The following is a 23,026-nucleotide window of genomic DNA, read 5'->3' as shown; positions in this document are numbered from 1 at the left end:
GCCCCGACCACCCGCCCGACCAGCCTGACGCACGCCCGAGAGGACCCCCGATGACCACCGCACTCGCCACGGACTTCGCCCCCACGTTCCGTCCGGCGCGGCAGCTGACCCAGACGCCGCGGCTGTCCGCCGGCCTGGGCACGCGCGCGGTCGCCCTGGTCCTGCGCTGGTCGGTCCGCCTGGTGGTCACCGCCGCCGTCCTGGCCTTCGGCCTGCTGGCCGTCGGGCCGCACGTGTTCGGCTACCGCACCATGACCATGCTGACCGGGAGCATGACCGGCACGATCGACGTGGGGGACGTCCAGGTCGTGACGCCGCTGCCGGTGTCCGAGGTCACCGAGGGCATGGTCATCGCGTACCACATCCCGATCGACGACCACCACCTCGTCACCCACCGGGTCATCGCCGTCGAGACCGCCGCCGACGGCACCGTCACCGTGCAGACCAAGGGCGACGCCAACGAGTCGGCCGACCCCTGGAAGGCCCAGCTGCAGGGCGACACCGCCTGGCAGGTGCAGGCGGTCGTGCCCGAGCTCGGCCACGTGATCCAGGCGCTGCGCACCCCGGTGGTCGGCCAGGCGCTCCTGTACGGCGCCCCGGCCCTGCTGGCCGGCTGGCTGCTGCTGTCGATCTGGCGCCCCACCGCCCCGGCCGAGGGCGAGCGCACCCCGGACGGCGACGCGTGACCCGCCTGCGCCGGCGCGCACTCCTGGTCGCCGTCCCCGCCGCCGTCGTCCTGGGCCTGGGCGCTCCCGCCGCCCAGGCCGCGTTCACCGTGACGACCACGCTGCCGGTCACCGCCGCGACCACCACCGTCGCCCCGCCGGCGGACCTCTCCACCGCCGGGACGCGCTGCACCACCACCACCTCCGGCTGGTACTCGACCCGGACGATGCACGCCACGGTCAGCTGGACCCCCAGCGCCACCCGCGGGGTCACCGGCTACCGGATCTCCGCGCTGCTGGCCGACGGGACGACCTACCCGGTCGGCACCGTCCCGGCCACCACGACGAGCGTCTCGCAGAGCGAGGACGCCGCGCGCGCCCAGGGCGCCCGGGTCAGGATCACCACCCTCACCAGCTACGGCTGGACCTCCACCACCGCCCAGACAGGAGCCCTGACGTGCTGACCGCACTGGTGATCGACGAGTCGCCCGCCGCCCGCGCCCAGGTCACCGGCCTGCTCGAGCTGGCCGGCTGGGGCGTCCACGAGGCCGGCGACGCCGAGGACGCCCGCTGGCTGAGCGCCGCGCTCGCCGTCGACCTGGTCGTCACCGCCGGCACCGTGCTGGGCGCCGCCTCCGGCCCCGCGCTGCTGTCCGACCTGCGCAGCGCCGGGAGCACCGCCCGCTTCCTGGTGGTCGCCCCCGAGCCCACCGCCGAGCTGCGCGCCGCGGCCGCCGCGGCCGGTGCCCTCGCCTGCCTGACCGCGCCGCTGGACGTCCGGCTGCTGCTGGACCTCGTCGCCCGCCGCGGCACCGGGGCCCCGACCGCGCTGGTCGACGCCGACGACCTGCACGACGCCGACCAGGACGACGAGCTGACCGAGCGGCTGCAGGCGGTCTACGACGCGGCCCTGCCCGGCCGGTTCTCCGCCATCGACCGCGGTGCCCGCGCCGGTGACCCGCAGGCCCTGGCCGACGCGGCGTTCACCCTGGCCGGGACCTCCGGTCAGCTCGGCCACCCCGAGGTCGCCGACGTCTGCCAGGCCATCGCCGCCGACGCCCGCCGCGGCGTCCTGGCCCACGCCCGGGTCTCCCAGCTGGCCGGGCTGGCCGGCGTCGAGCGCCGGGTCGCCGACCGCCGCCGCGCCCCCGGCACCCGGCACGGCGACCGCGCCGAGCCCCGCGGTGCCCGCGACCGCCGCCGCGCCACGGCCGACCGGCGCGCCCGGTCGGTGGCCGCGCTGTCCGCCGGCGCGGCGACCGACCTCCTCGCGCAGGCCGCCGACGCCGCGGTCGGCCGGTTCGCCGCCCACCGCCGCCCCGCCGGGCAGTAGCCCGGCCCGGGCACGACACGACAGACGGCCCGGTCCCCTGCGGGGCCGGGCCGTCCGTCGGATGCAGCAGGTGCGTCTAGGCCACCAGCCGGTAGCCCACTCCACGCACCGTCCTGATCTCCGGGCTCTGCAGCCCGGCCGCCGTCAACTTCCGGCGGAGGTTGGACATGTGCGCCTCGACGAGGCGCAGGTTGCCCTCCCAGTCCGTCTGCCAGACCTCGCGCAGCAGGGTCTCCCGCTGCAGCACCCGGCCGGGCCGGGCGACGAGGGCGGCGAGCAGGTCGAACTCCGTGCGGGTCAGGTCGACGGCCGCGCCGTCCACCCGCACCTCACGGCTGTCGGGGTCCACCTCGAGCTCGGCCAGCCGCTGGACGCTGTCCTCGAGGGGGGCGCGCGGCTCGGGGACGGGGACCGTCCGCGGCCGGCGCAGCATGGTCTGCACCCGCGCCACGAGCTCGCGCGGGGAGAAGGGCTTGGCCATGTAGCCGTCCGCGCCGACGGCCAGCCCGATGAGCAGGTCGACCTCCTCGGCGCGGGCGGTGAGCATCAGGACGTAGCAGTCGGTCTCGGCGCGCAGCTGCCGGCAGACCTCGGTGCCGTCGGCGTCGGGCAGCCCCAGGTCCAGGACGACGACGTCCGGCGCCTCACGGCGCACCTCGGCCAGGCACCCGGCCCCCGAGACGGCCTCCCGGACGTCCATGCCGGCGCGGCGCAGCACGGTGACCACGAGCTCACGGATCTCGTCGGTGTCCTCGACCACGAGCACGGACTGACCCGGCACGACCCCTCCACACGACACCTGCGGCACGCCGCGGTGGCGTCCACCCAGGTCATCGTCACCGCGCCACCGGATCCCCACCCGGCCGCCGGGTCCGTCACCCCGAGGGGTGAGGGACCCGGCGCCCGCCCTCAGGCGAAGGCGCTGAGGCCGGTGATGGAGCGGCCGACGATGAGGGTGTTCATCTCCCGGGTGCCCTCGTAGGAGTAGAGCGCCTCGGCGTCGGCGAAGAACCGGATGACGTCGTGCTCGAGCACGATCCCGTTGCCGCCGAGCAGCTCGCGGGCCCAGGCGACGGTCTCCCGGCCGCGGCTGGTGACGTAGCTCTTGGCCAGCGCCGCCTGGTCGTCGCGCAGCAGCCCGTCCTCCTGGAGCTGGGAGACGCGGACGGTCATGCCGATGCTGGCGGTGATGTTGCCCAGCATCCGGGCCAGCAGGTCCTGGACCAGCTGGAAGCCGCCGATCGGCCGGCCGAACTGCTCCCGCTCCTTGGCGTAGCGGACCGCGACCTCGTAGGCACCGACCTGGCAGCCCACCCCGGCCCAGGCCACGCCCGCGCGGGTCTCCTTGAGCACCTTGTTGACGTCGCGGAAGCTGTTGCAGTTCTCCAGCTTCGCCGACGCCGGGATGCGGCAGTCGGTGAAGGTGAGGTCGGCGTTCTGCACGGTGCGGAGGGCGAACTTGTCCTCGATCTTGGCGGCGGAGAAGCCCGGCGTCCCCTTCTCGACCAGGAAGCCCTTCACCTGGTCGTCGGCGACGTCGCGGGCGAAGACCACCAGGACGTCGGCGAAGGTGCCGTTGCCGATCCAGCGCTTGGCACCGTCGAGCACCCACTCGTCGCCGTCGCGGCGGGCGGTGGTGCGCATGCCGCGGGCGACGTCGGAGCCGCCCAGCGGCTCGGTCAGCCCGAAGGCGCCGATCTTCTCCATGCGGCGCATGGCGGGTACCCACCGGGCCTGCTGCTCGGCGGAGCCCAGCAGCATCAGCGAGCCGAGCGCCAGGCCGTTGTGCACGCCGAAGAAGGTGGCCATCGACGGGTCGACCCGGGCCAGCTCCATGGCCTGGAAGCCCTCCAGCAGCCGGGAGATCCGCGGGCGGCCCTCGTACTCGTAGGAGCGGCCGACGAGGTCGGCGTCCACGAAGCGCGGGATGAGGTCCATCGGGAACTCGGCGGCGGCCCAGGCGGCGTTGACCCGCGGCTGCACCTCGGCGGCGAGGAACTCGCGGAGGGCCACGAGCTCCTTCTGCTCGCCCTCGGTCAGCAGCAACTGGAACGCGAAGAAGTCCGCGGGCAGCTGGTCGGCGGTCATGGCAGCGCCTTCTCTCTCGTCATCGTCGACGTCGTGCTCGATGATGACGAAGTTACCCCTCGGTAACAAGAGGCTGCCGGCACGTCCTCCCTCAGTTCAGGGAGCGCGTCCCCTCGGGCAGGGTGCCGCCGCCGACCATCGCGGTGACCGCGTCCTGCAGCGCGGTCAGCGCCACCCGCTGGGTGAACGGGCCGGTGGAGACCCGGGCGACGCCCAGCTCCTGCAGCTCGCGGGCCGGCAGGGAGGCCCCCGGCACGCTGATCACCGTCAGCCGGCGGGGCCCGAACGCCTCGGCCAGGGCGGCGATCTCGTCCCGGGCGACGACACCGGGCACGAACACGACCGGCGCCCCGGCCTCCAGGAACGCCCGGCCGCGGGTGGTCGCCTCGGCGAGCACCGCCGCCCGGTCGGCGTCCGGCCCGGCCTGGAGGAAGGCGTCGGTGCGGGCGTTGAGCACGAAGTCGATCCCGGCGTCCCGGCCGGCGCGCAGCACGGCCTCGACCGCGGCGACCGCGTCGTCCAGCGGCCTCATCCGGTCCTCGAGGTTGCCTCCGACGACGCCGACCTCGATCGCGCGGCGCGCGGTCTCCCCCGCGTCCCCGTAGCCGGCCTCGAAGTCCATGGTCACCGGCACGTCGACGGCGGCGACGATGCGGCCGACCATGTCCAGGTGCAGCCCGAGCGGGATGTCCTTCCCGTCCTCGTAGCCGAAGGTGGCCGCGATCGAGTGGCTGGCGGTGGCCAGGGCACGCACCCCGGGCGTGCCGGCGACGACGGTGGCCGACACGACGTCCCAGACGTTGGTGAGCGTCAGGATCTCCGGCGCGGTGTGCAGGTCGAGGAGGGTGCGGGCGCGCGTGGCGAGGTCGGTCACGGCCCCAGCCTGCCGGACCCCCGCAGACGCCACGAGGCCGCGCCGGGGGTGTCTCTAGCCTGGGCGCATGGTCTCCCTGGGCACCCCACTGTCTCCCTCGGCCACCCGCGTGATGCTGCTGGGCAGCGGCGAGCTGGCCAAGGAGGTGCTGATCGCACTGCAGCGCCTGGGCGTGGAGACCATCGCCGTCGACCGGTACGCCGACGCCCCCGGGCACCAGGTCGCCCACGCCGCCCGCACGATCACCATGAGCGACCCCGACCAGCTGCGCGCACTGATCGAGGCCGAGCGCCCCGACGTCGTCGTCCCCGAGATCGAGGCGATCGCCACCGGCACGCTGGTCGAGCTGGAGGCCGAGGGGGTGCGCGTCGTCCCGACCGCGCGCGCGGCGCAGCTGACCATGGACCGCGAGGGCATCCGGCGGCTCGCCGCCGAGACCCTCGGGCTGCCCACCAGCGCCTACCGCTTCTGCGACTCGCTCGAGGAGCTGCGGGCCGCGGCCGCCGAGGTCGGCTTCCCGTGCGTGGTCAAGCCGGTCATGTCGAGCTCGGGCAAGGGGCAGAGCAAGCTCGACGGCCCGGACGACGTCGAGGGCGCCTGGCAGTACGCGATGGCCGGCGGCCGGGTCGCCGGCACCCGCGTCATCGTCGAGGGGTTCGTCGACTTCGACTACGAGATCACCCTGCTCACCGTGCGCTCGGTGCGTGCCGGGGAGACCGTCACCGGCTTCTGCGCGCCGATCGGGCACCGCCAGGAGGCCGGCGACTACGTGGAGAGCTGGCAGCCCCAGCCCATGTCCCCCGTCGCGCTGGACCGCGCGCAGGCCATCGCGGCCGCCGTGACCGCCGACCTCGGCGGGCTGGGCCTGTTCGGCGTCGAGCTGTTCGTCCGCGGCGACGACGTCTGGTTCTCCGAGGTCAGCCCGCGCCCGCACGACACCGGCATGGTCACCATGACCACCCAGTGGCAGGACGAGTTCGAGCTGCACGCCCGCGCCCTGCTCGGCCTCCCGGTCGACACCGCACTGCGCAACCCCGGCGCCTCGGCCGTCGTCTACGGCGGCGTCGAGGCCGCCGGCACCACCTTCGACGGCGTGGACGACGCCCTCGCCCTGCCGGGCGTCGACCTGCGACTGTTCGGCAAGCCCGAGAGCTCCCCCCGCCGCCGGATGGGCGTGGCGCTGGCCCGGGCCGAGGACGTCGACACCGCGCGGGCCACCGCCCGGGACGCCGCCGCGCGGGTGCACCCGCGCGCCTGACGCGCTCGCCACCGTCCCCAGCCGGGGGCCGGTTCCACAGCCCTCACCTCACGGCCCCGCCGTCCGCCGGCGCCGGGGACGATCACCGCATGCCCCGCCGCACCCAGGAGGACCCGATCAGTCAGGACCCGATCCCGCTGCTGCTGGTCGCGGGCTCCCGGCTGGCCGGGCAGCCCGGCGTCCAGGCCGCCGAGCTCGACCCGCTGGTGCGCCGGCTGACCGCCCTGGACGACGGCGTCGACACCGACGGGCACGCCCAGCGCGCACTGGCGCCGCTGCTGCCCTTCCTGTGGGAGGCGGGCTGGCAGCCGGCCGACGTCGTGCACGCCGTGCGCCGGCGCACCAACCAGCGCGGCGGCCGACTGGTCGCCGCACTGGTCCGGGCCGATGCCGCGGCGGCCACCGACCGGGCACCGGCGGCGTGGACCGCCCAGCTGTCCGGCCTGGAGGGCACGGCCGGTTCGGTCGCCGAGTGGTGGCGTGGCGAGGGCGTCGACGCAGCCAGCGGCTGGCGCGACGTGCTGCGGGTGCTCGGCGTCGTCCGCGAGCTGCCGCCGCTGGAGCAGCTGCTCGCCCCGCCCTCGGCCTGGTCGGCCGACACCCGCGCCGAGGTCGACATCGACCCGGGCGTCGACCCGAAGCTCGTGGGCCGGGTGCGGGCACTGCTGGCCAAGGCGGAGTCCACCGACTTCCCCGAGGAGGCCGAGGCGCTCAGCGCCAAGGCCCAGTCGCTGATGGCGCGGCACCGGATCGACACCGCGGTGCTGGCCCGGCAGCCCGGCGGGGCGGCCTCGTCGGTGGTCGCCCGGCGGCTGCACCTGCAGGACCCGCACGTCGACGCCCGGGCCGCGGTGGTGCAGGCGGTGGGCGCGGCGAACGGCGTGCGCGTGGTGCTGCTGCCGGCGTTCGGGATGGCCACGCTCGTCGGGGCGGCCGACGACCTGGACCTGGTCGAGCTGCTGGTGGCCTCGCTGCTGCTGCAGGCCGACCGGGCGCTGACCGCGGCCGCGCAGGCCGGCGGCACGCGCGTGCGGTCGACGGCCTACCGCCGCGGGTTCCTCTACGCGTTCGCCCAGCGCATCGGCGAGCGGCTGGAGAGCGCCCGGGAGGCGGCGACCACCGCGGCGATGGCCACCTACGGGTCGGCGCTGCTGCCGGCGCTCGCCGAGCGGGAGCAGGCCGTCGACCGGCTGGTCGGCGAGCTGTTCCCCCGGCTGCGCAAGCGCACCGGCCGGGCCGTCGACGCGGCGGGCTGGCACGCCGGCCGCCAGGCGGCCGACGCCGCCGACCTGGGCACCGGCCAGCGGGCACTCCCGGGCTGACCGCCCGGCGGTTACAGGAGGACGTCGAAGGAGGAGCCGAGCTCGGCGATCAGCGTCGCCTGGTGGGCCAGGTCGACCGCGGTCGTGATCCAGCCGGCCACGAACATCAGCTGGTCGGCCGAGGACTCGTCCAGCGACGCCGTCGTCGCCGACAGACCCGCCCTCGCCACTGCAGTGCACGCCAAGGTCATCATGACCGGCCCCTTTCGTCGTGGGAGAGGAGTCGGCAGACCGGCGCGGGTGCTGGAGCACCGGCGCGCGATCGGCGCGGACCCCACCCGCAGGGGTGAGGTGCGCGGGGTCAGCGCAGCCCGTCGAGCAGCATCTGCAGCAGCGCCTCGTAGTTCGCCGCGGGGTCGGCGGTCTGCAGCACGCCGCTGAGCTCGAGGCTCACCGCGCCGTGCACCGAGCTCCAGATCAGCTGCGCGGTCTCGCGGGGGTCGCCGGGGCGCAGCGCCCCCCGGTCCATGCCGTACCGCACCCGGTCCACCAGTGCGGTGAACGCGGCGCCGGCCCGGTCGATGAGCTCCTCGGTGGGGGCGGCCATCGACAGCCCCGGCCCGAACATCGCCGCGTAGTGCTGGGGATGGGCGAGGGCGAACCGGCGGTAGTTGCGCCCGCAGGCGCGCAACCGGGCGGTGGGGTCGACGTCCTGGTCCTCGCTGGTGGCCGCGGCCAGCCCGTCGAACCCGCGGGCCAGCACGGCGGCGAGCAGCCCGTCCTTGTTGCCGAACCGGTTGTAGACGCCCATCGGGGCCACCCCGGCCTCGGTGGCGACCGCGCGCACGGTGAGGCCGGCGAGCCCGTCGCGCACCAGCACCCGTTCGGCGGCGTCGACCAGCGCCTGCTCCACCGCCCGGCTCGGCGTCCGCCCGCCCGCGCTGCTCCTCGTCACGTCCCCATCCTCCCCGTTGACCTTACCTAGAACGCTGTTCTACTGTTGTGGCACATCGTTCTACCCGCGGAGGCCACCGTGACCGTCCCCGTCGCTCCGCCCGCCACCCGTCGGTGGTGGGTCCTCCTCGCCCTGTGCCTGTCGGTGCTGCTGGTCAGCGTCGACAACACGATCGTCAACGTCGCGCTGCCGACCATCGGCCGCGAGCTGTCGGCCACCACCAGCGACCTGCAGTGGGTCGTCGACGGCTACACGCTCGCGTTCGCCGCGCTGCTCCTGCTCGGCGGCGCACTGGGCGACCGGTTCGGCCGCCGGCGGGTGCTGGAGGTCGGGCTGGTCCTGTTCGCCGCCACCTCGGTGCTGGCCGCGACCGCCGACACCACCACCCAGCTCGTCGCCGGCCGGGTCGCGATGGGCGTGAGCGCCGCGGCCGTCTACCCCGCCACGCTGGCCCTGCTGGTCTCGACCTTCACCGACCGGCGCGAGCGCGCCACCGCCATCGGCATCTGGTCGGCGGTCACCGGCCTGTCGGTCGCGATCGGGCCGGTGAGCGGCGGCCTACTGCTCGAGCACTTCGCCTGGGGGTCGGTGTTCCTGGTCAACCTGCCGCTGGCCGCGGTCGCCGTCGTCGCGGGCCGGGTCCTGCTCACCGAGTCCGCCGATCCCCGGCCGCGCCGCTTCGACCTCGTCGGGGCCGCCGCCTCCATCGCCGGCATCGGGCTGCTCGTGCTCACCACGATCGAGGCGCCGGACCGCGGCTGGTCCTCGGCGGCCACGGTGGGCGGCTACCTGGCCGCGGTCGCCGCGCTGGCGTCCTTCGTCGTCTGGGAGCTGCACCGGCCGGCCCCGATGCTCGACGTCCGGCTGTTCACCGACCGCCGGGTCTCGGTGGGCAGCGGCGCCATCGCGCTGGCCTTCTTCAGCCTGTTCGGGTTCATCTTCCTGATCACCCAGTACTTCCAGGCGGTGCGTGGCTACGGCACCCTGACCGCCGGCCTGGCCACGCTCCCCTTCGCCCTCGTCATCGCCCCGGTCAGCCCGCTGGCGATCCTGGCCCTGCGGGCGGTGGGCACCAAGCTCGTCGTCGCCGCCGGGCTGCTCACCATGGCCGCGGGCTTCGTGGTCGCCGCCGGCAGCACGCTGGAGTCGGCCTACTGGGGCCGGATCGTGGTCTCGATGGTGCTCATGGCCGCGGGCCTCGGCCTGGTCACCGGCCCCGCGACCGAGGCGGTGATGGGCGCGCTGCGCAGCGCGGAGGCCGGCGCGGGGTCCGCGGTCAACGACACCGTCCGCGAGGTGGGCGGCACGCTGGGTGTCGCCGTCGTCGGCTCGGTGCTGAGCACCGTCTACGGCCCCGCGGTGGTCGACGGGCTGACCGGCGCCGGCGCCCCCGCCGAGGCCGCCGCGACCGCCGCCGACTCGGTGTTCGCCGGCCTCGCGGTCGCCGGGTCGGTGCCGGGTGAGGCCGCGGTCGCCGTCCAGCAGTCGTTCCTCGACGGCGTGAGCGCCGGCTCGTGGGTCTGCGCCGCGACCTCGGCAGTCGGCGCGCTCGTCGTGCTCGCCCTCCTGCCCGCCCAGCACCGCACTGCCGAGGCCGCTCCCGTCCCGGTGCCCCCGGTGGCGGTCAGCTGACCGACCGGACGCCGTCCTCCCCCACCTACGACTGTCCCCCCGCACCAACGCTGGTGCGGGGGGCCAGACGATGATCAGGTCACCTGATCACCGTCGGGGGTCAGCCGCGGGGGTCGAAGGGCTCGCGTCCCGGGGGCAGGTTGGACCGGTCGGGGGCGATCACCGTGGCCTCGTTGGAGTCCGGCAGCGCGACGGTCGGCGGGGCGGCCTCCAGCAGCAGGTCGCCGGTGCCGTGCAGCATCGTCCGACCGCGGAAGAAGGCCGGCGCGGCCACGTTCCAGGCCAGCATCAGCAGCACGCCCAGCAGCAGCGCCCCGACGCCGATGACGAACACCCCACCGACGCCGTGGAAGACCGTCTCGCCGTACTCGGGGTCGGCGTACTCGATGCAGGCCAGCACGAAGACCACGAGCATGAACAGCCCGCCCAGGCCCGGCAGCACGCAGCGCATCAGCACGTCGCGCACCGAGCGCAGCGACCGGCGGAACTCCCAGGCGCAGGCGAAGCCGGTGAGCCCGTAGTAGAAGGCGATGAGCATGCCGGTGGCGGTGATCGAGTCGATCAGCACGTTCTCGCTGACCAGGGTCAGCCCGACGTAGAAGGCGATCGAGACCAGGCCCATCCAGACCGTGGAGACCGTCGGGGTGAGGTACCGCGGGTGGATGCGGGCGAAGCTCTTGGGCAGCGCGCCGTAGGCGGCCATCGACAGCGACCCGCGGGCGGTCGGCAGGATCGTGGTCTGGGTGCAGGCCGCCGCCGAGGTGAGCACCGAGACGATCAGCAGCGCCTCGAAGACCCGGCCGAGCGCGCCGTCACCGAACACCGCCGGGCCCAGCGCGTTGAACACGTCGTCGGCGTTGGCCTCGTTGCCCAGCCCCAGGCCCTCGGTGCCGACGCCGGCGAAGGCGACGGTGGCCACCGAGACGACCGTGTAGATGCCCACCAGCAGGACCGTGGAGATGATCGCGGCGCGGCCGGGCGAGCGGGTCGGGTTGGCGGTCTCCTCGTTGACCGCGACCGCGGAGTCCCAGCCCCAGTAGATGAAGATCGCCAGCAGCACGGCCTCGGTCATCGCCGTCCAGCTGATGCCCGAGGGCACCAGCCACGACAGCGAGGGCGTGAGCGAGCCCGCCGGCGCCGTCCCGCCGTAGACCCGCACCAGCGCGTAGACGGCGAAGGCGACGAGGACGACGACCTCGACGGTGAGCAGGACGTTCTGCGTGCGGGCCGTGGGCTCGATGCCCCGGTAGCAGATCCAGGTCATCAGCGCGATCCACACGACGCCGGCGACGGTGGTCCACAGCGTGCTCTCGGCCAGGGAGTCCAGGCCCACCAGCCGGTAGCTGTAGGCGCCGGCGATCTGGGCCAGGTTCGCCATGACGATGACGTCGGCGGCGATGATCCCCCAGCCGCCCATCCACCCGGTGCGCGGACCGAAGGCCCGCGCGGCCCAGGTGAACGTCGTCCCGCAGTCGGGCTCGCGCTTGTTCAACTCGGCGTAGGCGACCGCGATCAGCCACATCGGCACGAAGGCCAGCAGCATGATCGCCGGCGCCTTGACCCCGACGGCGATGACGACGAAGCCGAGCGTCGCGGCCAGGGCGTAGGCCGGGGCCGTCGAGGAGACGCCGAGGACGATCGAGGAGACGAGCCCGAGGGCGCCCCGCTTGAGGCCCTTGTCGACGGCCTCGCCCTCCACCCGGGGAGGCGCGAGCGGCGCCGGGGACGAAGCGGTCATGCCGGAGCCGTGCGCGCGTTCATGCACACGGTTATCGCACAGGTGGGTGGCCCACCGCCGGACGGGGGGCGACCGGGCCGGTCACACGTGCGGCTGGCCGGTCGAGGCGGTGGTGCCGCCGTCGACGGGCAGGACGACGCCGGTGACGTAGCGGGCGGCGTCACTGGCCAAGAAGAGCACCGCGGGGGCGACGTCCTCGGGCTCCCCCGGCCGGCCTAGCGCGATCCTGTCCACGAACGGCGCCAGCGACGCCTCGTCCCGGCCGACGCCCTCGGTGAGGTCGGTGAGGGTGAACGCCGGCGCAACGGCGTTGAGCCGTACGCCCTGCGCGCCCCAGTCCAGCGCGAGCGAGCGGACGAAGTTGCTGATCGCGGCCTTGGTGGCGTTGTAGGCCGCCTGTCCCCAGTCGCCGCGCTCGCCGGAGACCGAGGAGACCGCGACCAGCGACCCGCCGCTGGTGGCCAGGTGCGGCAGCGCGTGCTTGGCCAGGTGGAAGAACGCGTCCACGTTGGTGGCCCGCAGCCGCTCCCACGCGTCGTCGGCGAGCTCGGTGACCGGCCCGGCCTCGTAGCCGGCGGCGTTGCTGACCACGACGTCCAGTCGGCCGAAGCGCTGCACCACCTGCTCGACCAGCCCGGCCACCTGCGCCGGGTCGGAGACGTCGGCCGGGACGGCGGCGGTGCGCTCGCCGGGGGCACCGGCCAGCGCCTGCTCCAGCCGGTCGGCGCGCCGTCCGGTGACCGCGACGGTGGCGCCGGCGTCCAGGAAGGCCCGGGTGATCGCCAGCCCGATGCCGCTCCCGCCTCCCGTCACCAGGACGACGGAGCCGGAGAAGTCGAACGTCGCAGCAGAGGTCATGGACCGCTTCTCCCCCGCCGGGAACAGCCCGACACCCGAGTTGGTTGCGTGCACCGAGCAATCACCTGGGGCACGCTGAGCCCAGGCGTTCGCACGCCGGCGCGACGACGCGCCCGTCCACTCCCCGCTCGTCGATGCCGGAGACCACCGTGTCCCATCCCGCTCCCCCGCCCAGCACGGGCGCACCCACCACCGGACCCGAGCAGACCGCAGAGGCGAAGGCCGCCGCGGCCGCCCGGGCCGACCACGACCACGGACGCCGCTGGTGGACCCTGGCCACGCTGGGCCTGGCCCAGCTGATGGTCGTCCTCGACGCCACGATCGTGAACATCGCGCTGCCCAGCGCGCAGGCCGGCCTCGGGTTCTCCGACGCCGACCGCCAGTGGGTCGTCACCGCCTACTCGCTGGCCTTCGGTGGCCTGCTGCTCCTCGGCGGCCGCCTCGCCGACCTCTTCGGCCGCCGCCGCACCCTGATGATCGGCCTGGCCGGCTTCGCCGTCGCCTCGGCGCTGGGGGGCGCGGCCACCGGGTTCGGCCTGCTGGTCGCCGCCCGCGCGCTGCAGGGCGCGTTCGGCGCGCTGCTCGCCCCGGCGGCGCTCTCGCTGCTCACCACCACCTTCAGCGACCCGAGGGAGCGCGGCAAGGCCTTCGGCATCTTCGGCGCGATCGCCGGCGCCGGCGCCGCCATCGGGCTGCTGCTGGGCGGGGTGCTCACCGAGTACCTCAGCTGGCGCTGGTGCCTCTACGTGAACGTGCCGATCGCCGTCGTCGCCGGGCTCGGCGCGCTGCGGTTCATCCGCAAGGTCGCCCCGGCGTCGGGCGTCCACCTGGACGTCCCCGGTGTCGTCACCGCCGTCCTGGGTCTGTCGGGCCTGGTCTACGCCTTCGCCCGCGCCGAGCAGGAGGGCTGGTCGGACCCGGTGACGATCACCCTGATCGTGGTCCCGGTGCTGCTGCTGGTGGCCTTCGTGCTGATCCAGCAGCGGGTCGCCCACCCGCTGCTCCCGCTGCGGGTCGTGCTGGACCGGCGCCGCGGCGGCGCCTACCTGGCGATCGGGCTGGCCGCGATCGGCATGTTCGCCGTCTTCCTCTTCCTCACCTACTTCCTGCAGCAGACCAAGGGGTTCAGCCCGCTCCGCAGCGGGTTCGCCTTCCTGCCCTTCGTCGCCGGCATCATCACCAGCTCCACGGTGGTCGTGCCCCGGCTGCTGCCGAGGATCGGCCCGCGCTTCCTGATCACCGCCGGGCAGCTGCTCGGCGCGGCCGGGCTGGTCTACCTGTGGCGGCTGGAGGCCGACAGCGGCTACCTCGCCCACGTCCTGCCGGCCCTGTTCGTGATGGGCCTGGGCATGGGCCTGATCTTCGCCTCGTGCTTCAACACCGCGACCTCCGGCACCCAGCCGGCGGACGCGGGGGTGGCCTCGGCGCTGGTCAACACCGGCCAGCAGGTCGGCGGCGCCCTGGGCACCGCCCTGCTGAACACGATCGCCGCCACGGTCACCGCCTCCTACGTGCGGGCCAACGGCCAGACGCCGGCCGCGCTGGCCGAGGCCGCGGTCGCCGGTGAGACCCGGGCGTTCCTCGTCTCGGCCGGGGTCTTCCTGCTGGGCGCGGTGCTCAGCCTGCTGGTCATCCCCAGCGGACCGAACCCGGTCAGCCACCGCGGCGCGCCGGTCCCGTCCGGGCACTGCGCACCACCGTCGTCCCCGGTCACCGCCCTGTGGTGACCGGGGACGACGCGTTCCGGCTCCACCCCGCCCGTTGCGGCGCGACCACGGTCGACCACACTGGGCAACCGGCAGTGGACCCCGGCAGGACGCCGGCCCGGACGTGGAGGTCAGCCGTGGCGGAGCCGTCGGACGTCGGCGGCCTCGAGGGCACCGACCTCGAGGGCGCCCGGGTCCGGGCCCAGCTCGCGGTCGACGCGGCCGGGATCGGGACCTTCGACTGGGACCTGCGCACCGGCCGGCTGCTGTGGGACGAGCGGCTGATCGCGCTGTTCGGCTACGCGCCGGAGACCTTCGGCCGCAGCATCGACGCCTTCAACGCCCGGCTGCACCCCGACGACCTGCCCCGGGTCACCGACGCCCTGACCGGCGCCATCGACTCCGTGGGCGAGTACGAGGCCGACTACCGGATCGTGCTGCCCGACGGGGAGACGCGCTGGATCTCCGCCCGGGGCCGGGCGCTGCCCGGCCCGGACGGGACGGCCATCCGGGTGATCGGCGTCGCCTACGACGTCACCGCCGAGGTGGCCGGCGAAGCGCGGGTCACCCGCCTGCTGGAGGCGATGCCGGCCGGCTTCTACTCCCTGGACCACGACTGGCGCTTCGTCCACGTCAACGCCCACGCCGAGCGGCTGCTGGGCCACAGCCGCGAGGAGCTGCTGGGCAAGCAGGTGTGGGACGCCTTCCCCGGCACCGCCGACAGCGTGTTCGAGGAGAACTACCGGCGGGCCGTCGAGCACGGCCAGCCGATCTCCTTCGACGCGCACTACCCGGCACCGCTGGACGGCTGGTACGAGGTGCGCGCCTGGCCCACGCCCGACGGGCTGTCGGTCTACTTCATCGAGGTCACCCAGCGCCGCGCGGCGCAGGAGCGGGCCGAGCTGGCCACCCGCCGGCTCACCCTGCTGGCCCGGGTCAGCACCGAGCTGGCCGGCACGCTCGACGTCCAGGCGGCCACCGCGCGCCTGCCCCGGCTCGTCGTCCCCGCGCTGGCCGACTACTGCATCCTCACCGTCGTCGACGACGACGGGCACCCGCGTGACGTCGGCAGCTGGCACGAGGACCCCGCGGGCCGGGCCCTGCTCGAGCGGTACGCCGAGGTGCGGCTGGACGCCATGCCGCTCACCGCCCCGGTGGGCCGGGCGCTGCACGCCAACGAGGCGGTGACGTTCTCCGGCGACGAGGTGCTCGAGCTGCTCCCCCCGGGGCGGGCCAAGGAGCTGCTGAGCCTGCTGGCGCCCAAGACCGAGGTCGCGCTGCCGCTGCGCGCCCGCGGCCGGACCCTGGGCCTGCTCACGCTGTTCTTCTCCGCCGGCCACGTGCCCACCCCCGAGGACGTCTCGGTCGCCCAGGACGTCGCCGACCGGGCCGGGCTGGCGTGGGACAACGCCCGGCTGTTCGGCCAGCAGCAGCAGATGGCCGAGACGCTGCAGCGCAGCATGCTCACCGAGCCGCCGGAGCCCGACCACGCGGAGATCGTGGTGCGCTACATGCCCGCCGCCGAGGCGGCCCGGGTGGGCGGCGACTGGTACGACGCGTTCCTGCAGCCCAACGGCGCCACCATGCTGGTCATCGGGGACGTCGTCGGCCACGACACCGCCGCCGCCGCGGCGATGGGCCAGGTGCGCAGCGTCCTGCGCGGGATCGCCGCCTACAGCGACGCCGGGCCGGCGGAGGTGCTGCGCGGGCTGGACTCGGCGATGACGGTGCTGCAGCTGGACACCCTGGCCACCGCCGCCGTGGCGCGGTTCGAGCAGACCCCCGACGAACGGTCCCGCGGCGTCACCCGGATGGTGTGGGCCAACGCCGGGCACCTGCCGCCCCTGGCGCTCAACCCCGATGGCAGCACCACCGTGCTGGCCGACTGGAAGGCCGACCTGCTGCTGGGGGTCGACTCCTCGGTGACCCGCACCGAGAACGTGGTCACCCTCGACCGCGGGAGCACGGTGCTGCTGTACACCGACGGCCTGATCGAGCGCCGGGACGCCGACCTGGACACCGGGCTCCACCGGCTGCGCGCCTCGCTGACCGACCTGGCCGCCCTGCCGCTGCAGCAGCTGTGCGACGAGCTGATCGAGCGGCTGGTCGACGGCAAGCCCGAGGACGACGTCGCCCTGGTGGCGGTGCGCCTGCACCCGCAGGACCGCCCGCGCCCGCCCGAGGCCGGCCCCAACCGGGTGCCCGACGGCGTCCCGCCCGACCCGGGGACCCCGTGAGCGGGGCAGCCCGGGGAACCGGGCCCACCCCGACCAGCGACCCGAGCGCGTTCGGCCTACCGTGGGCACGCCCCGGCACAGGTCGGACCCCATCGACCGGAGGGAGATCCCCCGTGCCCGCGACGACCGAGCGGACCTCCTCCACGCACGTGCACGAGCTGCTGCTGCACGACTCGCCCGACGAGCTCGTGGCCGCCGCCGTCCCGTTCCTGCGGGCCGGGCTCGATGCCGGCGAGTCCGCGGTCATCGCCACCGGCGACGCCTCCTGCGCCCTGCTCCGGGAGGCGCTGGACGACGACGAGCGGGTGGTGGTGATCCCGCGCAGCGAGGTGTACCGGATCCGCACGCCCACCGCCCTGACCACGGTGCGGCGCCTGGTCGAGCAGCAGGTCGCCGCCGGGAGCACCCGGGTGCGCGTGGTCGGCGAGACCGACTTCGGGACGACGCCGCGCGACTGGCTGGAGTGGCAGCGCTACGAGGCCGTGGTCAACGAGGCGCTCGCGCCGCTGCCGCTGTGGGGGCTGTGCGCCTACGACACCGGCCGGCTCGCCGACGAGCTGATCACCACCGGCCTGCGCACCCACCCGTTCGTGCACACCCCCGCCGGGCGCAGCGCGAACCCGCGCTTCGTCGACCCGGCCGACTTCCTGCGGTCGCTGCCGGTGCCGGTCGAGCCGCTGGAGGACACCGCACCGCTGCTGCGCGTCGACGACGTCCGCGAGTTCAGCGGGCTGCGCCGCGCGGTGGCCGGGGTGCTCGCCGGGCTGGGCGGCGACCACGACCTGCTCGAGGACCTGCACCTGGCCATCGACGAGATGAGCTCCAACGCGGTCCGCCACGGCGGCCCGCCGGTCACCCTGCGGTTGTGGGCCGGCCCCGACCGGGTGGTGTGCCGGATCAGCGACGGCGGCACCGGCATGGACGAGCCGTTCGCCGGCTACGGCCCGGCCCACGGCGAGGACCTCTCCCGGGGCGGGATGGGCCTGTGGCTGGCCCGCCAGCTGTGCGACCACGTCGACGTCATCGACGACGGCGGCGGGCTCACCGTGCGCCTGACGACGTCCCTGCACTGACCCACCCGACCGAGAGGCGACCTGCGTGGACCTGCCCGAGAGGCTGCTGGACCTGCTCCGCCGGCCGAGCCCGTGCTTCCTGGCCACGACGATGCCCGACGGCTCGCCGCAGCTGACCCAGACCTGGGTCGACACCGACGGCACGCACGTCCTGGTCAACACCGTGGCCGGGTTCCAGAAGGTGCGGAACATGGAGCGCGACCCGCGGGTGGCGCTCAACGTCGCCGACCCCGACGACGTCTCCAGCTACTACGCGGTGCGCGGCCGGGTCGTCTCGATCAGCCCCGACGGCGCCGCCGAGCACATCGACCGGCTCGCGCAGAAGTACATCGGTGGCCCCTACCCCTGGTACGGCGGCCGCGACCAGGTGCGGCTGACGGTGCGCATCGCCGCCGACCGGATCAGCTCGCCGCAGGGCTGACTCCCGGTGCGGCCGGGACGGCTGTGCGTGCTGTGATCAGTGCGGCGCGTCACGGCGCATCTTCCGGTCCACGACCGTCCGGCACCTAGCATCGTGCCGCGTACTGCTGCCCGACCGGCCGGACCCGGCCGGTACGTGGCACGGGGGACGGTGCGCGTCCGGAGGAGGAGTCGAGTCGTGGGCTGGTCGAGCAAGGGCAACACCGCGGTGGGCGCAGTCGGCACCGCCGCCGTCCCGCAGCCCGCCGCGCCGCCGGTCCCCCGCCCGCGCCGCAAGGTCGAGCAGGACGCCAGCCTCGAGCACGCCGCCCAGCAGGCCGGCGTGCTCACCCAGGCCAGCCGGGAGGTCTCGGACACCTCGCAGCAGGCCGCGGAGTCGCTGACCGAGCTGCGGTCGGCCATCACCGACATCTCCGCCAGCACCAGCCGTGCCTCCTCGATCGCCGAGGACGCCGTGCGCGACGCCCGCGCCGTCGACGAGCGGATCGCCGCCCTCCAGCAGGCCAGCGAGTCGATCACCGAGATGGTGCGGCTGATCTCCGCCATCAGCCAGCAGAGCCGTTTCCTCGCCCTCAACGCCTACGTCGAGGCCGCCCGCGCCGGTGACGTCGGCCGGGGCTTCGCCGTCGTCGCCGACGAGGTCAAGCAACTGGCCAGCCGCACCGCCCAGGCGGCCGAGGACATCGGCGCGCAGATCGAGGCCGTCCAGTCCGAGACCCGCCAGGCGGTCAGCGCCATCCAGCGGATCAGCGGCACCCTCGGCTCGATCGCCGACGCCCAGGACGCCATCGCCGCCGCCGTCGAGCAGCAGCGCGCGGCCACCGACCGGGTCGTGGACAACGTCGACCGCGCGGCCAGCGGCTCGGCCCGGATCAGCCGGGCGGTGGCCGAGCTGGCCGACAGCCAGCGGCTGGCCTACGTGCGCCGCGCGCTCACCCTCGCCCAGGACCTGCTCGACGACGCCGGCGGCCTGTCGCTGGGCTCGAGCACCCGCTCCACCAGCGTCACCGACCAGGCGACCTCCACCAGCTCGCGCGCCGACCTGCCCGAGCTGCTCCTCGGCGGGACGCCGCTGGCCTGGGTCGACGACCCGCGCCGCCCGGCCCCGCTGGTCGACGACGTCGTCGCCCAGGTGGGCGGCACCTGCACACTGTTCCAGCGGCTGGACGACGCCGGGGCCATGGTCCGCGCGGCCACCACCGTCGTCACCGCCGCCGGTCGGCGCAACATCGGCACCTTCATCGCCCCGGTCAACGCCGACGGCACCCGCAACCCGGTGCTCACCGCTGTGCTGGCCGGGCAGCTCTACACCGGCCCGGCGACCGTGGCCGGCAAGCCGTACTTCACTGCCTACGCCGGCGTGCACGCCCCCGACGGCGCACTGGTCGGCATGCTCTACGTCGGGCTGCCGACCGAGTCCCTGGGCTGAGCCCGCCGCTCACTGGCGGACGGCGAGCACCAGCCAGCGGTCCTCGGCGTCGTCGACCAGCGTCGCGGTCCAGCCGGCCCGGCTCAGCAGCGCGCTGATCCGCGGCTGACCGCGCACGTCGTCCGGGCGCAACGCGGAGCCGTGCCGGCGGGCCAGCGCCTCCCGGCCGATCGGCGAGAACAGCGCCAGCCGGGCCCCGTGGGCGGCGACCCGGCCCAGCTCGCGCAGCCCGGCCTCGGGTTCGGCCAGGTGCGAGACCAGGCCCGCGGCGAGGACGGCGTCGAACGTGCCCGCGGCGAACGGCAGGGCGTGGACGTCGCCGCGCACCAGCCCGGCCAGCGCGGAACGGCCCCGGGCGGCGGCCTCGGCGAGCATCTCGGCGGTCAGGTCGACCGCGACCACGGTGCCGCCCGGGCCGGTCGCCGCGCGCAGCGCCGGCAGCGCCCGGCCGGTGCCGCAGGCGGCGTCCAGGACGGCGTCCCCGGGGCGCACCCCGAGCTCGGCGACCGCGCGGGCGAACCGCGGCCCGTCGTCGGGGAAGCGCTCCTCCCACCCGGCGGCCCGGGCGCCGAAGAACGCCTGGGTGTCCCGGGCACCGCCGTCCGAACCGCTCACGACCGCTGCCTCAGCAGGGCAGGCCGGTGAACGCCCGGACCGCCTCGACCAGGGCGGCGGAGTCGTCGGCGCCGAGCACCAGGGTCACGTGCGCACCGGCACCGGCCCGCAGCAGGCCGGTGGCGCCCAGCACCTCCGCCAGCCGCTCCGCCCGCTCCCGGTCGGCCTCGGCGAACTCGATGCCGGAGGTGGCGGCCTCGCCGGGGGTCACGGTGCCGACGGTCAGCCCGCCGTCCCGCAGCTGCTGCGCGACCGTCTCGGCCAGCGCCGGGTCACCGGTCCCGTCGAGGACGTCGACGGTCGTCTCCGCGGCCGGCTCGCAGGAGTCGGTCGGCGGGGCCGGGCTGGGCTCAGGCGTCGGCGTCGGCGTCGGCGTCGGCGTCGGCGTCGGCGTGGGCTCCGGCGTTGGAGTGGGCTCCGGCTCCGGCTCCGGAGTCGGCGTCGGGGTCGGCTCCGGAGTCGGCGTCGGGGTCGGCTCCGGAGTCGGCGTCGGGGTCGGCTCCGGAGTCGGCGTCGGGGTCGGCTCCGGAGTCGGCGTCGGCGTCGGGATGGGCTCCGGGGTCGGCGTCGGGGTGGGCTCCGGCTCCGGAGCGGGGGTCGTCCCCGGTCCGGGCGTCGGCGGCGGCTCCGGGCTCGGCGTCACGTCCGGGGCCGGCGGAGCAGGCGGCGGCTCCGGGCTGGGCGTTGCGTCCGGGGCCGGCGTCCGGGTGTCCGGAGCCGGCTGGGCGACCAGGTCCGGGCCGGGGGTCTCCGCCGGACGCGAGGACGGCGCGGTGGGCGCCGACGTCCCGCGAGGCGGCCGCGGCGCCTCCACCGGGCCCTGCCCGATCGCCGGGGGCCGGGCCGGGTCGGCCGGCGGCACGGTCGGCGCGGGGCCGGCGGTCGTCGGGACGCGCGGCGGCGGGGTGCCGGCGTAGGTGGCGGCCAGGCCCAGGACGCTGGCCACGTACTCGTCGGAGTGGTTGTAGGCGAACACCGCGCGGGCGCGGCCGGACTGGGTGCTCAGGTCGCCGCCGGCGGCGCAGAGGTACTTCCCGGTCGCGGCGGCCGCGTCGTTGATGTTGAACGGGTCGCGGCGGCCGTCGCCGTTGCCGTCGGCGCCGTAGACCGCCCACGTCGTCGGGATGAACTGCATCGGCCCGACGGCGCGGTCGTGCACCGTGTCGCCGTCGAAGCGCCCTCCGTCGGAGTCGAGGATGCGCGCGGTGCCGTTGCCGGTGAGCGGGATGCCCACGATCGGGGGCGTGGAGAGCCCGTCGGTCGACAGCACCGCCCCGGCGAACCGGCCGTGGTCGGACTCGACCCGGCCGATCGCCGCGATGAGCGTCCAGCTGATGCCGCAGTCGGCCAGCTCGGCCGCGCGGGTGTACGCCTCCATCGCGGTCGTGGGGATGCCGCCGGTTGCGAGCGACGACCGCGCGGCGTCCGGCGAGCCGGGCGCGGTGGTGCCGGGCGCGGCTCCCCCCGGAGCGGCCGAGGAGGCGGCCGCCTCCTGCAGCGCGGCGCCCTCGAGCACGGGCGAGGCCAGCAGGTCGGGGTCGGCGGCATGGAACGACAGCCGGTCGACCGACGGCACCGCGGTGCTCGTGGAGCCACCCTCCGACACCGGCGCGCCGGCGGCGCCGACCGTCGGGGCCGCGGAGGCGCCGGGCAGCAGCGCGACCAGCGCCGTCGTCAGGCCCGCGGTCAGCACGACGCCCTGACCAGGCCGTCCGCCCCGGCGGTGGCGCCCGGTCACGCGGCAGCCTTGCGATCGTCGTGCGGCATTGACTCAGGCACCCTGTGTTCCCCCCGGAGCGTCCACCGTGCGGTCGTCCCGGGCCGCGCGCGGTGAGCTGGCGCACACGACGACGGGACGATGTCGACCGTAAGCCGAGCGAACCGTCAGCGCCATGGCCCGGGGTGAACTCTCGGCCGCCACCGGCGGGTCCGGCCCGGCGGCCACCCGCACGGGGGCCACGGGGTTCCGGAACACGACAGCGCGGGACCATGATCGAGGGGCACGCCGGTGCGCGGCCACCGCCGCGCCACCAGGTGTGCGGTCCCGCCGGGAGGGGTGCTGGTGCTCGCGCGACAACGACAGGAACGGATCCTCGAGGCGGTCCGGGCGCACGGTGGCGCCCGCGTCTCGGAGCTGGTGGGGCTGCTCGGCGTCTCGGAGATGACCGTGCGCCGTGACATCGCCACCCTCGCCGACCGCGGGCTGGTGGCCCGGGTGCACGGCGGCGCCACCGCGCTGGACGGGCGCAGCGCCGACGAGCCCGGCTTCCAGGCCAAGTCGGCGATGGCGCTGGTGGAGAAGCGCGCCATCGCGCGGGTGGCCGCGGGCCTCGTGCAGCCCGGCGACTCGGTCGCGCTGTCGGCCGGCACCACGACCTTCGCGGTGGCCGAGGCGTTGCTGGGCGTCCCCGGGCTCACCGTCGTCACCAACTCGCTGCCCGCCGCCCGGCTGCTGCACGACAACGCCCGGGAGGACCAGACGGTCGTGCTCACCGGCGGCGAGCGCACCCCGTCGGACGCGCTCGTGGGCCCGGTCGCGGTCGCGGCGCTGCGCGTGCTGCACGTCGACTGGCTGTTCCTGGGCGTGCACGGCATGGACGAGGAGGCCGGGCTGACCACGCCCAACCTCGTCGAGGGCGAGACCAACCGGGCGCTGCTGGCCTCCGCCCGCCAGGTCGCCGTCGTCGCAGACTCCTCGAAGTGGCGGGTCGTGGGGCTGTGCAGCATGGCCGCCCTCGACGAGGTCGACGTGCTGATCACCGACTCCGGCCTGCCCGACGTCGGGCAGCGGGAGCTGTCCGCGCGCACCGGCCGGCTGGTGATCGCCCCCCTCCCAACGCCCTGAGCTGCACGGACGTCCGGGCGACCGGGGTCCGGACGGGC

General features: G+C 75.5%; 21 protein-coding genes. 12 read left to right on the top strand and 9 right to left on the bottom strand.

All coding sequences use genetic code 11. The annotated features are described in order from the left end of the window. The first annotated feature begins 50 nt into the window (after positions 1 to 50). The 3 genes from ACGBYP_RS01755 to ACGBYP_RS01745 are packed head-to-tail and all read left to right on the top strand — an operon-like array spanning position 51 to position 1,998. Positions 51 to 686, top strand: coding sequence for a signal peptidase I (locus ACGBYP_RS01755; protein WP_411581547.1), 636 nt, complete (start codon positions 51 to 53; stop codon positions 684 to 686). Further along, positions 683 to 1,129, top strand: a complete 447-nt coding sequence (locus ACGBYP_RS01750) for a hypothetical protein (protein WP_411581546.1) — start codon at positions 683 to 685, stop codon at positions 1,127 to 1,129. Before ACGBYP_RS01755 ends, ACGBYP_RS01750 begins: the two co-directional genes overlap by 4 nt. Beyond that, positions 1,123 to 1,998 carry a response regulator gene (locus ACGBYP_RS01745; protein ID WP_411581545.1) on the top strand — a complete coding sequence of 292 codons (876 nt, stop codon included), beginning with the start codon at positions 1,123 to 1,125 and terminating at the stop codon, positions 1,996 to 1,998. Before ACGBYP_RS01750 ends, ACGBYP_RS01745 begins: the two co-directional genes overlap by 7 nt. Before the next feature lie 76 nt (positions 1,999 to 2,074). Here ACGBYP_RS01745 and ACGBYP_RS01740 read toward each other — a convergent pair whose 3' ends face one another. The 3 genes from ACGBYP_RS01740 to ACGBYP_RS01730 form a co-directional block, all read right to left on the bottom strand. After that, complete coding sequence (locus ACGBYP_RS01740) at positions 2,075 to 2,779, bottom strand: response regulator (RefSeq protein ID WP_411581544.1); 705 nt, start codon at positions 2,777 to 2,779, stop codon at positions 2,075 to 2,077. Positions 2,780 to 2,907: 128 nt separating this feature from the next. Continuing rightward, entirely contained in the window at positions 2,908 to 4,086 is a 1,179-nt protein-coding gene (locus ACGBYP_RS01735; protein WP_411581543.1) for an acyl-CoA dehydrogenase family protein, read from the bottom strand. Positions 4,087 to 4,177: 91 nt separating this feature from the next. Further along, positions 4,178 to 4,960, bottom strand: coding sequence for an isocitrate lyase/phosphoenolpyruvate mutase family protein (locus ACGBYP_RS01730; protein WP_411581542.1), 783 nt, complete (start codon positions 4,958 to 4,960; stop codon positions 4,178 to 4,180). Positions 4,961 to 5,027: 67 nt separating this feature from the next. On the opposite strand from ACGBYP_RS01730, the gene purT reads away from it, so the two are divergent. Together purT and ACGBYP_RS01720 are read left to right on the top strand one after the other, a co-directional pair. Beyond that, positions 5,028 to 6,218 carry a formate-dependent phosphoribosylglycinamide formyltransferase gene (purT, locus tag ACGBYP_RS01725; RefSeq protein ID WP_411581541.1) on the top strand — a complete coding sequence of 397 codons (1,191 nt, stop codon included), beginning with the start codon at positions 5,028 to 5,030 and terminating at the stop codon, positions 6,216 to 6,218. An 89-nt stretch (positions 6,219 to 6,307) separates the two neighbouring features. Next, positions 6,308 to 7,540 (top strand): DUF2786 domain-containing protein, encoded by a 1,233-nt coding sequence (locus tag ACGBYP_RS01720; protein WP_411581540.1) that lies wholly within the window; start codon positions 6,308 to 6,310, stop codon positions 7,538 to 7,540. A gap of 11 nt (positions 7,541 to 7,551) precedes the next feature. On the opposite strand, the gene ACGBYP_RS01715 is transcribed toward ACGBYP_RS01720, so the two are convergent. Continuing rightward, positions 7,552 to 7,710 (bottom strand): hypothetical protein, encoded by a 159-nt coding sequence (locus tag ACGBYP_RS01715; protein WP_411581539.1) that lies wholly within the window; start codon positions 7,708 to 7,710, stop codon positions 7,552 to 7,554. Between the two features lie 131 nt (positions 7,711 to 7,841). After that, positions 7,842 to 8,435: a TetR/AcrR family transcriptional regulator gene (locus ACGBYP_RS01710; protein ID WP_411581538.1), complete on the bottom strand. Its 594-nt coding sequence runs from the start codon at positions 8,433 to 8,435 to the stop codon at positions 7,842 to 7,844. A 78-nt stretch (positions 8,436 to 8,513) separates the two neighbouring features. Here ACGBYP_RS01710 and ACGBYP_RS01705 point away from each other — a divergent pair, with 78 nt between their 5' ends. After that, on the top strand, positions 8,514 to 10,067 hold the full coding sequence (locus tag ACGBYP_RS01705) for an MFS transporter (RefSeq protein WP_411581537.1): 1,554 nt from the start codon (positions 8,514 to 8,516) through the stop codon (positions 10,065 to 10,067). 100 nt (positions 10,068 to 10,167) lie between these two features. Here ACGBYP_RS01705 and ACGBYP_RS01700 read toward each other — a convergent pair whose 3' ends face one another. Together ACGBYP_RS01700 and ACGBYP_RS01695 are read right to left on the bottom strand one after the other, a co-directional pair. Further along, positions 10,168 to 11,805 (bottom strand): APC family permease, encoded by a 1,638-nt coding sequence (locus ACGBYP_RS01700; protein ID WP_411581536.1) that lies wholly within the window; start codon positions 11,803 to 11,805, stop codon positions 10,168 to 10,170. An 81-nt stretch (positions 11,806 to 11,886) separates the two neighbouring features. Further along, positions 11,887 to 12,663, bottom strand: a complete 777-nt coding sequence (locus ACGBYP_RS01695; RefSeq protein WP_411581535.1) for an SDR family NAD(P)-dependent oxidoreductase — start codon at positions 12,661 to 12,663, stop codon at positions 11,887 to 11,889. A 149-nt stretch (positions 12,664 to 12,812) separates the two neighbouring features. Here ACGBYP_RS01695 and ACGBYP_RS01690 point away from each other — a divergent pair, with 149 nt between their 5' ends. From ACGBYP_RS01690 to ACGBYP_RS01670, 5 genes are all read left to right on the top strand, one after another. Beyond that, positions 12,813 to 14,390 carry an MFS transporter gene (locus ACGBYP_RS01690; RefSeq protein ID WP_411581534.1) on the top strand — a complete coding sequence of 526 codons (1,578 nt, stop codon included), beginning with the start codon at positions 12,813 to 12,815 and terminating at the stop codon, positions 14,388 to 14,390. 116 nt (positions 14,391 to 14,506) lie between these two features. After that, positions 14,507 to 16,606, top strand: a complete 2,100-nt coding sequence (locus ACGBYP_RS01685; RefSeq protein WP_411581533.1) for a SpoIIE family protein phosphatase — start codon at positions 14,507 to 14,509, stop codon at positions 16,604 to 16,606. A 113-nt stretch (positions 16,607 to 16,719) separates the two neighbouring features. Then, positions 16,720 to 17,679, top strand: a complete 960-nt coding sequence (locus tag ACGBYP_RS01680; RefSeq protein WP_411581532.1) for an anti-sigma factor RsbA family regulatory protein — start codon at positions 16,720 to 16,722, stop codon at positions 17,677 to 17,679. 25 nt (positions 17,680 to 17,704) lie between these two features. Beyond that, positions 17,705 to 18,100, top strand: a complete 396-nt coding sequence (locus ACGBYP_RS01675) for a PPOX class F420-dependent oxidoreductase (RefSeq protein WP_411581531.1) — start codon at positions 17,705 to 17,707, stop codon at positions 18,098 to 18,100. Between the two features lie 177 nt (positions 18,101 to 18,277). Beyond that, on the top strand, positions 18,278 to 19,528 hold the full coding sequence (locus tag ACGBYP_RS01670; protein ID WP_411581530.1) for a Cache 3/Cache 2 fusion domain-containing protein: 1,251 nt from the start codon (positions 18,278 to 18,280) through the stop codon (positions 19,526 to 19,528). A gap of 9 nt (positions 19,529 to 19,537) precedes the next feature. On the opposite strand, the gene ACGBYP_RS01665 is transcribed toward ACGBYP_RS01670, so the two are convergent. After that, positions 19,538 to 20,143, bottom strand: a complete 606-nt coding sequence (locus ACGBYP_RS01665; protein WP_411581529.1) for a class I SAM-dependent methyltransferase — start codon at positions 20,141 to 20,143, stop codon at positions 19,538 to 19,540. Between the two features lie 10 nt (positions 20,144 to 20,153). After that, positions 20,154 to 21,836, bottom strand: a complete 1,683-nt coding sequence (locus ACGBYP_RS01660) for a lytic murein transglycosylase (RefSeq protein ID WP_411581528.1) — start codon at positions 21,834 to 21,836, stop codon at positions 20,154 to 20,156. A 369-nt stretch (positions 21,837 to 22,205) separates the two neighbouring features. Between ACGBYP_RS01660 and ACGBYP_RS01655 the strand changes: the two genes are divergently transcribed. Further along, positions 22,206 to 22,988, top strand: coding sequence for a DeoR/GlpR family DNA-binding transcription regulator (locus tag ACGBYP_RS01655; protein ID WP_411581527.1), 783 nt, complete (start codon positions 22,206 to 22,208; stop codon positions 22,986 to 22,988). The last annotated feature ends 38 nt before the right edge of the window (positions 22,989 to 23,026 follow it).

The sequence above is a fragment of the Modestobacter sp. SSW1-42 genome (assembly GCF_046635825.1).
Classification (GTDB): Bacteria; Actinomycetota; Actinomycetes; order Mycobacteriales; family Geodermatophilaceae; genus Modestobacter.
Note: the sequence above shows the minus strand (reverse complement) of the source record. Positions and strands in the feature narration are given on the sequence as shown.

Bases quoted from the DNA above. Each gene is read 5' to 3' on its own strand.
- ACGBYP_RS01695 (WP_411581535.1), bottom strand. From the start codon at position 12,663: ATGACCTCTGCTGCGACGTTCGACTTCTCCGGCTCCGTCGTCCTGGTG.
- purT (WP_411581541.1), top strand. From the start codon at position 5,028: ATGGTCTCCCTGGGCACCCCACTGTCTCCCTCGGCCACCCGCGTGATG.
- ACGBYP_RS01720 (WP_411581540.1), top strand. From the start codon at position 6,308: ATGCCCCGCCGCACCCAGGAGGACCCGATCAGTCAGGACCCGATCCCG.
- ACGBYP_RS01755 (WP_411581547.1), top strand. From the start codon at position 51: ATGACCACCGCACTCGCCACGGACTTCGCCCCCACGTTCCGTCCGGCG.
- ACGBYP_RS01735 (WP_411581543.1), bottom strand. From the start codon at position 4,086: ATGACCGCCGACCAGCTGCCCGCGGACTTCTTCGCGTTCCAGTTGCTG.
- ACGBYP_RS01700 (WP_411581536.1), bottom strand. From the start codon at position 11,805: ATGACCGCTTCGTCCCCGGCGCCGCTCGCGCCTCCCCGGGTGGAGGGC.